Source organism: Streptomyces sp. NPDC059743 (genome assembly GCF_042732975.1).
GTDB lineage: Bacteria > Actinomycetota > Actinomycetes > Streptomycetales > Streptomycetaceae > Streptomyces.
Window position 1 is genome coordinate 192,305 of record NZ_JBHWGS010000012.1, and the last position, 13,153, is coordinate 205,457.

General features: G+C 69.1%; 12 protein-coding genes and 1 tRNA gene. 6 read left to right on the forward strand and 7 right to left on the reverse strand.

The features are described from left to right. Positions 1 to 18: 18 nt before the first annotated feature. The 6 genes from ACFV6H_RS22490 to ACFV6H_RS22515 all read right to left on the reverse strand — a co-directional run bounded on the left by ACFV6H_RS22490 (position 19) and on the right by ACFV6H_RS22515 (position 5,799). The gene (locus ACFV6H_RS22490; RefSeq protein WP_385544864.1) at positions 19 to 1,338 is read right to left on the reverse strand and encodes an HTTM domain-containing protein; all 1,320 of its coding nucleotides are present in this window, start codon (positions 1,336 to 1,338) and stop codon (positions 19 to 21) included. Beyond that, the gene (locus ACFV6H_RS22495) at positions 1,335 to 2,096 is read right to left on the reverse strand and encodes a DUF5819 family protein (RefSeq protein ID WP_385544867.1); all 762 of its coding nucleotides are present in this window, start codon (positions 2,094 to 2,096) and stop codon (positions 1,335 to 1,337) included. Before ACFV6H_RS22495 ends, ACFV6H_RS22490 begins: the two co-directional genes overlap by 4 nt. Positions 2,097 to 2,264: 168 nt before the next feature. Next, positions 2,265 to 2,609 carry a rhodanese-like domain-containing protein gene (locus ACFV6H_RS22500; protein ID WP_093603153.1) on the reverse strand — a complete coding sequence of 115 codons (345 nt, stop codon included), beginning with the start codon at positions 2,607 to 2,609 and terminating at the stop codon, positions 2,265 to 2,267. A 109-nt stretch (positions 2,610 to 2,718) separates the two neighbouring features. Beyond that, complete coding sequence (locus ACFV6H_RS22505) at positions 2,719 to 3,747, reverse strand: J domain-containing protein (RefSeq protein ID WP_385544870.1); 1,029 nt, start codon at positions 3,745 to 3,747, stop codon at positions 2,719 to 2,721. 49 nt (positions 3,748 to 3,796) lie between these two features. After that, a complete protein-coding gene (locus ACFV6H_RS22510; RefSeq protein WP_385544873.1) occupies positions 3,797 to 5,302 on the reverse strand; it encodes a DUF2252 domain-containing protein in 1,506 nt (501 codons plus the stop codon). A 128-nt stretch (positions 5,303 to 5,430) separates the two neighbouring features. After that, positions 5,431 to 5,799: a winged helix-turn-helix transcriptional regulator gene (locus ACFV6H_RS22515; RefSeq protein ID WP_384784441.1), complete on the reverse strand. Its 369-nt coding sequence runs from the start codon at positions 5,797 to 5,799 to the stop codon at positions 5,431 to 5,433. A gap of 125 nt (positions 5,800 to 5,924) precedes the next feature. Here ACFV6H_RS22515 and ACFV6H_RS22520 point away from each other — a divergent pair, with 125 nt between their 5' ends. After that, on the forward strand, positions 5,925 to 6,539 hold the full coding sequence (locus tag ACFV6H_RS22520) for an FMN-dependent NADH-azoreductase (RefSeq protein WP_385544877.1): 615 nt from the start codon (positions 5,925 to 5,927) through the stop codon (positions 6,537 to 6,539). 169 nt (positions 6,540 to 6,708) lie between these two features. Here ACFV6H_RS22520 and ACFV6H_RS22525 read toward each other — a convergent pair. Beyond that, positions 6,709 to 6,795: transfer RNA gene (locus tag ACFV6H_RS22525), tRNA-Leu, on the reverse strand. Between the two features lie 316 nt (positions 6,796 to 7,111). Here ACFV6H_RS22525 and ACFV6H_RS22530 point away from each other — a divergent pair. The 5 genes from ACFV6H_RS22530 to ACFV6H_RS22550 all read left to right on the forward strand — a co-directional run bounded on the left by ACFV6H_RS22530 (position 7,112) and on the right by ACFV6H_RS22550 (position 13,071). Beyond that, complete coding sequence (locus ACFV6H_RS22530) at positions 7,112 to 8,005, forward strand: FhaA domain-containing protein (protein WP_385544880.1); 894 nt, start codon at positions 7,112 to 7,114, stop codon at positions 8,003 to 8,005. 10 nt (positions 8,006 to 8,015) lie between these two features. Continuing rightward, positions 8,016 to 8,528 (forward strand): FHA domain-containing protein, encoded by a 513-nt coding sequence (locus ACFV6H_RS22535; RefSeq protein WP_093604346.1) that lies wholly within the window; start codon positions 8,016 to 8,018, stop codon positions 8,526 to 8,528. Between the two features lie 141 nt (positions 8,529 to 8,669). Continuing rightward, entirely contained in the window at positions 8,670 to 10,181 is a 1,512-nt protein-coding gene (locus ACFV6H_RS22540; protein WP_384784447.1) for a Stp1/IreP family PP2C-type Ser/Thr phosphatase, read from the forward strand. 26 nt (positions 10,182 to 10,207) lie between these two features. Further along, a complete protein-coding gene (locus ACFV6H_RS22545) occupies positions 10,208 to 11,608 on the forward strand; it encodes an FtsW/RodA/SpoVE family cell cycle protein (protein ID WP_384979379.1) in 1,401 nt (466 codons plus the stop codon). Continuing rightward, positions 11,605 to 13,071 carry a peptidoglycan D,D-transpeptidase FtsI family protein gene (locus ACFV6H_RS22550; RefSeq protein ID WP_385544886.1) on the forward strand — a complete coding sequence of 489 codons (1,467 nt, stop codon included), beginning with the start codon at positions 11,605 to 11,607 and terminating at the stop codon, positions 13,069 to 13,071. Before ACFV6H_RS22545 ends, ACFV6H_RS22550 begins: the two co-directional genes overlap by 4 nt. Positions 13,072 to 13,153 lie beyond the last annotated feature (82 nt).

Below are 13,153 nucleotides of genomic sequence, written 5' to 3' on the forward strand. Positions count from 1 at the left end.
CCGCCGTTGTCTCACTGCTCACCCGACGAGAGTACGGGTCTGCTCCGGGCTGTCGCGTCGTTGCTCCGGCAGGCGCTTCCGGTCCCGGGCGAACAGCCGGTGCCACAGCCCGGTGATCCGGCCGCCGAGCCAGCGCAGGAAGTTCGTCGGCAGGAACACCGCGTCGGCGGCGATCATCGCCAGCGAGAAGAACGGCAGTCCCAGCAGTAGGGCGATGCCCGCGTGCTCCAGCATCATCGCGACCAGCAGCACATTTTTGACGCGCCGGTTGAAGAGCGCGAACGGGAAGGCGACCTGCACGATGACCGTGCCGTAGGTCAGCAGCATCACCATCACACCGCTGGACGCGAGCAGTCCGGAGAGCTCCGGCCAGGGAGCGAAGTAGTGCAGCTTGAGCGGGTAGTAGAGCGCGGTGCCGTCCTGCCAGCGCGAGCCCTGGATCTTGTACCAGCCGGCCGTGGCGTAGACGAGACAGACCTCGGCCATGATCACGACGAGGGCGGCGTTGTGGACGAGGTTGGCGAGGACGTCCAGCAGGGCGCGCGGCTGGCCGTTCGGCGCGTGGAGATTCACCGCCCACCACACGACCTGTGCGATCCACACGCCCCAGAAGAGGACCAGCAGCCATGAGTCGCCCTGGACCCGGCCCGTCGCCGCCGTCAGCGTGCCGAAGATCAGGACCACTCCGAGGCAGCCCCAGAGAAGCGGCCCGACCCGGTCCCGGGCGCCCAGGATCCCGGGCTCGTGCCCTGCCCCGCGCCGGGCCGTCGTACGCGCCGCGCGCCTGGCGTCCAGCGACCAGACCTGACCGCAGCGGGTCAGTACGAGATAGATCGCCATCAGATGGATGACATTGTCGCCGCCGTCGCCCATGAAGATGCTGCGGTTCTGGAGCGACAGCACACCGAACATGAAGAGCACGGACATGGTGCGGGTGCGCCAGCCGACCAGCAGCAGCGCGCTGGACAGCACGGCGACAGCGAAGACGATCTCGAACCACACCGTGCTGTCCGACCACATCAGCCCGGTGAAGGCGCCGTTACGCGCGATGAGCTGCTGGGCCATGTCCCAGCTCCACGGGCCGTCGGGACCGTACAGCTCGCGCCGGTTGGGCAGTTCCCACAGCAGGAAGAGCAGCCAGGTACCGGCGAACCCGATCCGGACGACCGCGCTCTGGTACGGACCGAGAGCGGTGGCAGTGACGCGCTGGACGGCGCGGCCGACCCGTCTCTCGGCGGCGAACAGAGGCCTGTTCGCCGTTCGCGCGCCCGGCTGCTCGTTGAGACGCGCGCCCGGCTGCTCGTCAAGAGGCTCGCTCGCTGGAAGACGCTCGCTCACCGGCCCGCCTCCGTACGGCCGTTGCGTACGCCCTCGGGCAGATCGGTGGCGTTCACCGTCCACCACGGATAGAGCCGGTAGACCGGTCGCGTATTGATCTTCTCGGTGCTCCACCCGGGCGCGGCCACCGCGCTCGCGGCCGACCTGAGCTGGATGCGTTCCACCGAACCGCCCAGGTCGTGGTCCTCAAGACGCAGCATCACGATACGGCGGACATAGCTCTCGGAGAGCTGTCCGCGCAGCCCGTTGGGACGGTTCTTGTCGTCGTGCGATCCGACGAAGAAGTCCCAGCCGCGGCGCAGTTCGTTCTGCTCGACATGGCTGGGAAGAGGATTGCCGCGTATCGCCGCGCCGTCCTCGGCGGAGAGATCGATCCAGCCGGTGGTCGTCCGCGAGCCGTCGCCTTTCGCGACCTCCGCCCGCACCTGGACGGCGACGTTCTGCTGGAGCGGATTGGGCGCGAAGAGCTTCCAGTTCTGCTCGAACTCGGGATAGACCCACGCGTCGACGGCCTTGCCGTACTGCTTGGTGATCGTGTTGGACGGAGCGACATGCAGAAAGACCATGGCCAGATGGGTGCAGGCCAGCAGTCCGACGATCACGAGCACCGCGACCGCCGTCAACTGGCCGGGAAAGGAGAGGCCGGCCATCCCGGCGGCGGGCGGCTGCGCGGCCGTCCCGGCGGCGGACGGCCGTCCGGTTATCCCGGCGCCGGGCGGCTGCCAGGCCGACCCGCCCTTGTCGTCGTACGAATCCATCCCGCCCCGATCCCGCCGGCACCCGCTCAGTCACCCACCGGGTTGACACCCTACGGTCCTGGCCCGCGGCTCAGGTCTCGAACGGGTTTCCTCGGCGGCTCGCCGGCCAGGTCCACCGCGTACCCGGCCGGGACGAAGCCGGATACAAAGTCGGCCACTCGCCCGGTCTCAGAGCACGAACGCCGGAGTGCCGTTGTCGGTGACCATCGGACGCCCGGCGCCGTCCCAGGCGAGCATCCCGCCGTCCACATTCACCGCGTCGACGCCCTGCTGCACCAGATACTGGGTGACCTGCGCGGAGCGCCCGCCGACCCGGCACATCACATAAGCCTTCCGGCCCTCGGCCACCGCCTCGGTCACCTCGCCGAAGCGCGCCACGAAGTCACTCATCGGCACATGCAGCGCGCCCTCGACATGACCGGCCGCCCACTCGTCGTCCTCCCGGACGTCCAGCACCAGTCCGTCGGACGGGACCGCCGCGACATCGACCGAGGGCAGTGAGGCGAAATTCATGGATGGTGCCTTCTCTCGTACGGGACGGGGACGGGGGCCGGGACGAGGACCAGGTCCGTGAGCCATGAGCAGCAGTCCGTGCGCCACGGCCCGTGGGCCTCCGAAAAACCTACTGCACCAGCCTGGCGAGTTCCGTCTCACGCCCGGAGACCTCCGCGAGCAGCTGCTCGGCGATCTCCTCCAGCAGCCGGTCCGGGTCCTCGGGCGCCATCCTGAGCATCGCGCCGATCGCGCTCTCCTCCAGCTCCTTGGCGACCAGCGTCAGCATTTCCTTCCGCTGCGACAGCCACTCCAGCCGGGCGTAGAGCTCCTCGCTCTCGCTCAGCGGCGGTGCCTTCGGCGCGGGTCCCGCCGCCCACTCCTCGACCAGCTCGCGCAGCAGCGGCTCGTCGCCGCGCCCGTATGCGGCGTTCACGCGTGTGAGGAACTCCTCACGGCGGGCGCGCTCGTTGTCGTCCCGCGCGAGATCCGGATGAGCCTTGCGCACCAGATCGCGGTAGAGCTTGCGGGCCTCGTCGCTCGGCCGGACGCGCTTGGGAGGCCGTACGGGCTGTTCGGTCAGCATCGCCGCCGCCTCGGCCGACAGACCGTCGGAGTCGATCCAGTCGTGGAACAGTTCCTCGACGCCCGGCATCGGCTGCACCATCGCGCGGGCCTCCCGCGCCTTGCGCAGATCCTCGGGATCGCCGGTCCTGGCGGCACGGGCCTCGGCGATCATCGCGTCCAGCTCGTCCAGCCGGGCGTACATGGGACCGAGCCGCTGGTGGTGCAGCCGGGAGAAGTTCTCCACCTCGATCCGGAAGGTCTCCAGGGCGATCTCGAACTCGATCAGCGCCTGCTCGGCGGCGCGCACGGCCCTCTCCAGCCGCGCCTCGGGCCGCGCGGAGTCCGCGACGTCCGCGGCATCCGTGGCGTCCGCAGCGTCCGCGTCCGCCGGGCCCACCTCAGGGCCCGCCTCGGACCCCGCCGTATCCGTCCCCGCGCCCACGTCCGTCATGCCCGCGCCCGCCTCGGGCCCGGGCCGCGCCGCGTCACTTCCGCCCGCCGCCGCCGTGGATTCCGTCGTATCCGGCACGTCTCGTACATCCCGTTCGTCGTCGTTACGGATCGTCGGCTCCCCAGAGGTGTCCCGCATCACCCGACCAGCGTACGGGCGATCCGCCGGGCCTCCGCTCCGTACCCGGCCGTCACACGCCCGGCTCGGCGGCTATTCGTCCGTTCCTGATGGCCGCCAGCAGGTCGGCGTGGTCCGCCTCCGTACGGTCCGCGTACGCCACGGCGAAGGCCGCCACCGCCGCGTCCAGCTCCTCGTTCTTGCCGCAGTAGGCGGCGATCAGCCGCGGGTCCACGCTGTGCGCATGGGCCCTGGCCAGCAGCGCACCGGTCATCCGGCCGTAATCGTCCATCTGGTCGGCCGGCAGCGCCGCCGGATCGACGCTTCCCTTGCGGTTTCTGAACTGCCGTACCTGGAAAGGCCTGTCCCGTACGGTCGTCCAGCCCAGCAGATTGTCGCTCACCACCTGCATCCGCTTCTGTCCGAGCACCACCCGGCGCCCTTCGTGCGCCACCTCCGGCGCCTGGAAGCCGACGACCGCCAGATGCGGCAGCAGGGCAGAGGGCCGTGCCTCCTTCACCTGGAGCACGAGCGGCTCGCCGCGGTGGTCGAGCAGCAGCACCACATACGAATGTGTCCCGACGCTGCCGGTGCCGACCACCCGGAACGCCACATCGTGGATCGCGTACCGCGCGAGCAGCGGCAGCCGGTCCTCCGGCAGCGTGCCGAGATACTCCTCCAGCGAGGCGGCCACCGCCGAGGCCTCCTCGTCGGACACCCGCCGCAGTACGGGCGGCGCGTCGACAAACCTCCTCGGCGAGCCGGCGCCGACGGTCCCGCTGTCGTCGGGCACCACCTCGGTCGACCTGGCCGCGAACCGCGCGCTCGTGTTGTTCCGCGCCTTCTGCGAGACACGCTCCAGCGTGCCGGCCAGATCGCGCGCGTCCGCGTGCGAGACGAGTTCCTCGTCGGCGATCGCGTTCCACGCGTCGAGCGCCGGGAGCTTGGCCAGCAGCCGCATCGTGCGCCGGTAGGCACCGACCGTGTCGTACGCGGCGCTGCGGCAGGTGTCCTCGTCCGCGCCCGCCGCACGGCCGGCCAGCACCAGTGAGGTGGCGAGCCGCTTGACGTCCCACTCCCAGGGACCGAACACGGTCTCGTCGAAGTCGTTGAGATCGATGACGAGCCGGCCGCGCGCGTCGCCGTACAGCCCGAAGTTGGCCGCGTGCGCGTCACCGCAGATCTGCGCGCCGACGCCGGTGACCGGCGTGCCCACCAGATCCTGGGCCATCAGTCCGGCGGCACCGCGCAGAAAGGCGAAGGGCGTGGCAGCCATCCGGCCGACCCGGAGCGGCGCCAGCTCGGGCACCCGGCCGCGGCTCGACTCCTCGACGGCACGGACCGCGTCGGGCCGCGCCGCCGCGAACACGACGGAGTCGTGCGAGGACCGCGGCACCCGGGCCCGCAGCGACCTGCCAAGCTCCTTGGGCGTCCGCGCTCCGTCGGCCCTCTCGCCGTCCGCCATGGCCGTACGCGTCGCGAAGCCAGGCACCGCCGGAATGCGCACCACCGGAGTACGCCCGCTCCCGAAACCGTTCCCGGAAGCCCTCGCCGACTCGACACCGCCCACATCGACCATGGCGTGCCGCCTCCCCCGTACTCATGTGAGATCAAACGCACATGACGGTACCGCCGTACCCAAAAGACCAGTGAGCCGGACCGCGCGCCGACGGGAAGCCCGGACCGCGACCTGACACCGGACAGGACCTAGCAGCCGCCCCCGATGTCCCCTCTGTCTCCGGACCGCTCCCGCAGATTGGACTCGGCCCACAGCCGCAGCTCCTTCAGCGCCGGCTCCATCGCCGCGCCCGCGTCCGTCAGCCGGTACGCGACCCGCAGCGGCGGCCCTTCGTCCACCTCACGTACGACCAGTCCCGCCGCGCCCAGCTCCGTCAGCCGGTCCGAGAGCATCCGCTCGCTGATGCCCGGGATCGCCCGCCGCAGCTCCGCGAAGTAGATCGCGCGCTGCATGAGCACGGAGATGATCGGGCCCGACCACCGCTTGCCGAGGAGCTCGAAGACACGCGTGATGCTCACGTCGACCTTCTTGCACTCGTCCGCGCTGTGGTCCGCCATACGCACAGAGTACTGGTTTTCCGAGACGGGATGAAAAAAAGTAAGCGACTATGTTATCCATAGGTGCGAACGGAACTTCCGTCGCTACTCATTCGTATGGCACGCCACCCCTCATGGAGAACGTCATGGCCACGCTTCTGCACATCGACTCCGCCGTCTTCCCGGAAGGCTCCGCTTCGCGCGACCTCACGGCCACCTTCGTCAAGTCCTGGCTGGAGCAGCACCCGGAGGGCAAGGTCGTCTACCGCGATCTGGCCGCCACTCCGCTGCCGCACCTGGACATAGCCGCCGTGTCCGCGGGCGCGGAGGACACCCTGCGCGCCGAACTCGCCGCCGAGCTGGCGGAGGCGGACGCCGTCCTCATCGGCGCGCCGATGTACAACTTCACGATCCCGTCCACGCTGAAGGCCTGGCTGGACCAGGTGATCATCGTCGGCCACAACGCGGGCCCCGACAGCACGGTGGCCGACACGCCGTTCACGATCGTCGCCAGCCGCGGCGGCTCGTACGCTCCCGGCACTCCGCGCGAAGGCTTCGAGTTCGTCCAGAACTATCTGGAGAAGGTGCTGACCGGAATGTTCGGCGCCACCGAGATCGACTTCATCGTCCCGGAGCTGACTCTCGCGCCCTCCAAGCCGGAGATGGCCGAACTGGTCCCGCTCGCCGAGGCGTCCCGCGCCAAGGCCACCGAGGAGGCCACCCAGAAGGCCAAGGCCCTCGCCGCCCGCCACGCCGCCTGAGCCCGGCCCGACGGAAGCCCGGCGACGGGAGCCCTGCTGACGGGCCGACTCGACGGGCTCCCCGGGAGCCGCCCGCCCCCGGGGAGTCCCGGCCCGTCGAGCCCGGCCCGTCAGGCAGACCGGACAACGAAGAACCCCCGCTCCGGAGAGATCCGGAGCGGGGGTTCTGTGGTGCGCGAGGGGGGAGTTGAACCCCCACGCCCTTTCGGGCACTGGAACCTGAATCCAGCGCGTCTGCCTATTCCGCCACCCGCGCATTGGGTGTGCCGTCCGGTGCCTCACCTGCTGGTGTGCGCTCCTGGCGACATCGAGAAGATTAGCACGGTGGAGAGGGTGGCTTCACATCCGTTTGTCGGCGGAATCGCGGCCCTGGAACAAGGAACGAACAGCGGTCGGCCCCCACTCCTCCTGAGAGCACCCGGGGTGCGGGACACTGTCATGAGGCCGCCTCTACGATCCGTGTGAGAGGTGACACTCATCGACGGGGCAGACAAGGGGAACCAGCCGATTTCCCGACGCGTGGATACGATCAGTAAGCAGTACCAGGACGGCAACGACGGAGGAGGTGCCCCATGGGAGTCATGAAGCGTTTCGAACAGCGTCTCGAAGGTTTGGTCAACGGCACCTTCGCGAAGGTGTTCAAGTCCGAGGTCCAGCCCGTCGAGATCGCGGGTGCCCTCCAGCGCGAGTGCGACAACAACGCGACGATCTGGAACCGTGAACGGACGGTCGTCCCCAATGACTTCATCGTGGAGCTGAGCGCGCCCGACTACGAGCGCCTCAGTCCCTACTCAGGACAGCTCGGTGACGAACTGTCCGGGCTGGTCCGCGACTACGCGAAGCAGCAGCGCTACACCTTCATGGGCCCGATCAAGGTCCATCTGGAGAAGGCCGAGGATCTCGACACCGGTCTGTACCGGGTGCGCAGCCGTACGCTGGCGTCGAGTACGTCACAGTCGCAGCCGCCCGGCGGCGCGCCGGGCGGACCGGGACCGGGCCCGCTCGGCGGACCTGTCGGTTACGCCGGCTCCGCCGCGCCCGCCGCTTCTCCGGGCCGCGCCCCCGGCGGCTACGGCTATCCGCCCACCGCCGCACCTCCGATGCCGGCCGCGCCGCCGCCCGGCGGCCACGCGCCCGCCGCGGGCCGCGCTCCCGCGGCCGGTCCCGGCGCGCCGCCGCACGGTCAGGTACGCCGCTGGATCGAGATCAACGGCACACGCCATCAGATCTCCCGCGCCACACTCGTGCTGGGCCGCAGCACCGACGCCGACGTCCGGATCGACGATCCGGGCGTCTCCCGTCGGCACTGCGAGATCCGGACCGGTACGCCCTCGACGATCCAGGACCTCGGGTCCACCAACGGCATCGTGGTAGACGGACAGCACACCACCCGCGCTACGCTCCGCGACGGCTCGCGGATCGTCGTGGGCAACACCACCATCGTTTACAGGCAAGCCGAAGGGTGAAGCGGGGGCAATGTCAGAGCTGACCCTGACGGTCATGCGGCTAGGTTTTCTGGCCGTTCTGTGGCTGTTCGTGATCGTGGCCGTCCAGGTCATCCGCAGTGATCTGTTCGGCACACGCGTCACACAGCGCGGCTCACGCCGCAGCGGCGACGCCCGCCCGCAGCAGGCCCGCCAGCCGGCGGCGCCGCCTCAGCAGCGCCAGCAGCAGGGAGGCAGGCAGCGCCGCGGCGCGCCCACCAAGCTGGTCGTCTCCGAGGGCAGCCTCACCGGCACCACGGTGGCTCTCCAGGGGCAGACCATCACCCTGGGCCGCGCGCACGACTCGACGATCGTGCTGGACGACGACTACGCGTCCAGCAGGCATGCCAGGATCTACCCGGACCGCGACGGCCAGTGGATCGTCGAGGACCTCGGATCCACCAACGGCACGTATCTCGACCGGACCCGGCTCACGACACCGACACCGATCGCGCTGGGCGCTCCTATCCGCATCGGCAAGACCGTCATCGAGCTGCGGAAGTAGTACGACAATGAGCGAGCGGAGCGAGCGAGCCGCGGCGGTCCGGACAGCGGACCGGAGCAGGCTCCCGACCGGAGGGTGGGCAGTGTGGCTCGAGACCGGCTGGCGCGACAGTCGACCGGCGAGCCGACGGGCGAGGTGCGCATGAGTCTGTCTCTGCGCTTCGCCGCCGGATCGCACAAGGGCATGATCCGGGAGGGCAACGAGGACTCCGGCTATGCCGGACCCCGGCTGCTTGCCATCGCCGACGGCATGGGCGGCCAGGCCGCCGGTGAGGTCGCGTCCTCCGAGGTGATCTCGACGCTCGTCCAGCTAGACGACGACGTGCCCGGCTCCGACATCCTCACCTCGCTCGGCACTGCGGTGCAGCGCGCCAACGACCAGCTCCGGGTGATGGTCGAGGAGGATCCCCAGCTCGAAGGCATGGGGACGACGCTCACCGCTCTCCTGTGGACCGGCCAGCGGCTCGGTCTGGTCCATGTCGGCGACTCCCGCGCCTATCTGCTGCGCGACGGCGTCCTGACGCAGATCACCCAGGACCACACCTGGGTCCAGCGGCTGGTGGACGAGGGCCGGATCACCGAGGAAGAGGCCACCACCCATCCGCAGCGCTCGCTGCTGATGCGCGCGCTGGGCAGCGGCGACCATGTCGAGCCGGATCTCTCCATCCGCGAGGTCCGCGCCGGCGACCGCTATCTGATCTGCTCGGACGGCCTCTCCGGCGTTGTCTCCCACCAGACCATGGAGGAGACCCTCGCGAGCTACCAGGGCCCGCAGGAGACCGTACAGGCCCTCATCCAGCTCGCGCTGCGCGGCGGCGGCCCCGACAACATCACCTGCATCGTGGCCGACGTCCTGGACGTCGAGTCCAACGACACCCTGGCCGGGCAGCTCAACGACACTCCGGTCGTCGTCGGCGCGGTCGCCGAGAACCAGCTCCCGCTGAACTCCGCGGAGAACGCCGCCGCGATGCAGACGCCCGCGGGCCGCGCCGCCGGTCTCGGCCGCTCCGTACCGCCCCAGCCCGCGGGCGGCGGCTTCGGCCCGCCCGGCAGCGGCCAGGACGCCGGCTACGGAGGCATGCCTCCCGAGGGCGGCTTCGGCGCGTACAGCGACGAGGACTTCGTCAAGCCGCGCGGTGGCCGCAAGTGGCTCAAGAGATCCTTCTACTCCGTGCTCGCGCTGGCCGTCGTCGGCGGCGGGCTCTACGGCGGCTACCGCTGGACACAGACCCAGTACTACGTGGGCGCCAACGCCGAGCATGTCGCGCTCTACCGGGGCATCAGCCAGGATCTGGCCTGGCTCTCCCTCTCGGAGATCGAGAAGGACCACCCCGAGATCGAACTCAAGTACCTCCCGCCCTACCAGCGCAAGCAGGTCGAGGAGACCATCGCCGAAGGCAGCCTGGCCAACGGGCGTGACAAGATCCAGGAACTCGCCACCCAGGCGTCGGCCTGCAAGAAGGACGAGCAGCGCCGTCAGGCCGACCGCGAGGCCGCTGTGGTCACCGGCGAAGGCCAGGCCGGCGGCACGACCGGTACGAACACCTCCGGCCGGACCACCACCATCAAGCCGAAAGCCGCGACTCCCACTCCAGGCCCCAGCCTCTCGGAGGAGGAGCAGAAAGTGGCCTCGAACTGCGGGAAGCAGCAGTAGCCGGCCGTAGGGGGCCTTTCACCACCATGAGCGTTGTCACCAATACGACCACCATCGGCGCGATCGAAGCACCGAGCCGCCGCAACACCGAGCTCGGGCTGCTCGCCTTCGCCGTCGTCATCCCGGTGTTCGCGTATCTGAACGTGGGGCTCGCCCTCGACGGCAAGGTACCGGCCGGGATGCTCGGCTACGGCTTCGGCGTCGCCCTGCTCGCCGGGATCGCCCATCTCGCGGTGCGCAAGTTCGCTCCGTACGCCGATCCGCTGCTGCTGCCGCTGGCCACGCTGCTCAACGGGCTCGGGCTGGTGCTGATCTGGCGGCTGGACAAGTCGGAACGGTTCCAGGCCCTGGACACCTTCGCACCGGCCGCCACCAAGCAGCTGCTGTTCTCCGCGATCGGTGTCGCCCTTTTCGCAGCCGTACTGGTCCTTCTCAAGGACCATCGCATCCTCCAGCGCTACACCTACATCTCCATGGTGGTCTCGCTGGTCCTGCTGATCCTGCCGATGTTCTTCCCCGGCGTGTACGGCGCCAAGATCTGGATCACCATCCCCGGCTTCGGCACCATCCAGCCGGGTGAGTTCGCGAAGATCATCATCGCGATCTTCTTCTCGGGCTATCTGATGGTGAAGCGGGACGCCCTGGCGCTCGCCAGCCGCCGCTTCATGGGCCTGTACCTGCCTCGCGGCCGTGACCTCGGACCGATCCTGGTCGTCTGGGGCGTCTCCATCCTGATCCTGGTCTTCGAGACCGACCTCGGCACCTCGCTGCTCTTCTTCGGCATGTTCGTCGTCATGCTGTACGTCGCCACCGAGCGGACGAGCTGGATCGTCTTCGGTCTGCTGATGTCCGGCGTCGGCGCCGTCGGCGTGGCCTCCTTCGAACCGCACGTCCAGCAGCGCGTCACCGCCTGGCTCGACCCGTTCGACGGCTACGGCAAGATCGCCGCGAGCGAGCAGATCGCCAAGTCCCTGATGGCCTTCGGCTCCGGCGGCACACTGGGCACCGGACTCGGCCAAGGCCACTCCGACCTCATCGGCTTCGCCGCCAACTCGGACTTCATCCTCGCCACCGTCGGCGAGGAACTCGGCCTCGCCGGAGTGATGGCCGTCCTGCTGATCTACGGCCTGGTCGTGGAGCGCGGCGTCCGCACGGCGCTCGCCGCCCGCGATCCGTTCGGCAAGCTGCTCGCCGTCGGTCTCTCCGGCGCCTTCGCCATCCAGGTCTTCGTCGTCGCCGGCGGTGTGATGGGGCTCATCCCGCTGACCGGTATGACCATGCCGTTCCTGGCGGCCGGCGGCTCCTCCGTGCTCGCCAACTGGGCGCTGATCGGGATCCTGATCCGTATCAGCGACACCGCGCGCCGGCCCGCGCCGGCCCCCGCCCCGTCACCCGACGCCGAGATGACCCAGGTGGTCCGACCGTGAACAAGCCCCTGCGACGCATCGCGATCTTCTGCGGGCTTCTCATCCTCGCCCTGCTGATCCGGGACAACTGGCTCCAGTACGTCCGCGCGGACGAGCTGAACTCGCACAAGTACAACCGCCGTGTGCTCATCGAGCGCTACAGCAACGAGCGCGGCAACATCATCGTCGACGGCAAGGCCATCACCGGCTCCGTCAAGACGGACGACAGCGACTTCGCCTACAAGCGCACCTATGTCGACGGTCCCATGTGGGCACCCGTCACCGGTTATGCCTCCCAGGCCTTCGACGCCAACCAGATCGAGAAGCTCGAGGACGGCATACTCACCGGCAACGACGAACGGCTCTTCTTCGACCGCACCATGGCCATGTTCACGGGCAAGAAGAAGAAGGGCGGTGATGTCGTCACCACCCTCAGCGGCGCCGCCCAGAAGGCCGCCTACAAGGGCCTCGGGGACGCCAAGGGCGCCGTGGCGGCCATCGACCCGCAGACGGGCAAGATCCTGGCGCTGGCCTCCACGCCGAGCTACGACCCTTCCAAGTTCGCGGGCAACAGCGACAAGGACACAGAGGCCTGGGTCGCCCTCGACAAGAAGAACAACCCCGACGACCCGATGCAGAACCGCGCGCTGCGCGAGACCTACCCGCCCGGCTCCACGTTCAAGGTGGTCACCGCCGCCGCCGCCCTGGAGCACGGCAAGGTCACGGACATCGACGAGCCGACGGACACGCCGCTCCCGTGGATCATGCCGGGGACGACCACGCCGCTGCCGAACGAGGGCAACATCCCGTGCAAGGACGCCACTCTCCGGGATGCGCTGCGGTACTCCTGCAACACGGTCTTCGGCAAGCTCGGCTTCAACATCGGCAAGGACAAGATGCTGGAGACCGCGAAGAAGTTCGGATTCAACGCCGAGCAGTTCATTCCGGTCCGCTCCAACGCCTCGTTCTTCCCCGAGGAGATGAACGAGTCACAGACCGCGCTCTCCTCCATCGGCCAGTTCGACACCCGGGCCACACCGCTCCAGATGGCCATGGTCGCCGCCGCGGTCGCCAATGACGGCAAGCTGATGAAGCCGTACATGATCGACCAGCTGCGCGCCCCGAACCTGGACGTGCTCAGCAAGACCGAGCCCGAGGAGATGAGCCGTCCCCTCACCCAGGAGCACGCGCAGATGCTCCAGACCATGATGGAGACGGTCGTCAACGACGGCACCGGAAAGAACGCCCAGATTCCGAATGTGACGGTCGGTGGCAAGACCGGTACCGCGCAGCACGGCGAGAACAACAGCAAGAACCCGTACGCGTGGTTCATCTCGTACGCCAAGACGGACAGCGGCTCGCCCGTCGCCGTCGCGGTCGTCGTGGAGGACAGCAAGGCCAGCCGGGACGACATCTCCGGCGGCGGTCTCGCGGCCCCCATCGCCAGGGCTGTGATGAAGGCGGTCATCGACAGCAGGAAGTGATGCCGGTCACGCCTCACGTCCGTAGACGCACTTTGCGATACCGGTCGTATATCAGGTCACCGCTATGGGTCAATCGCATACG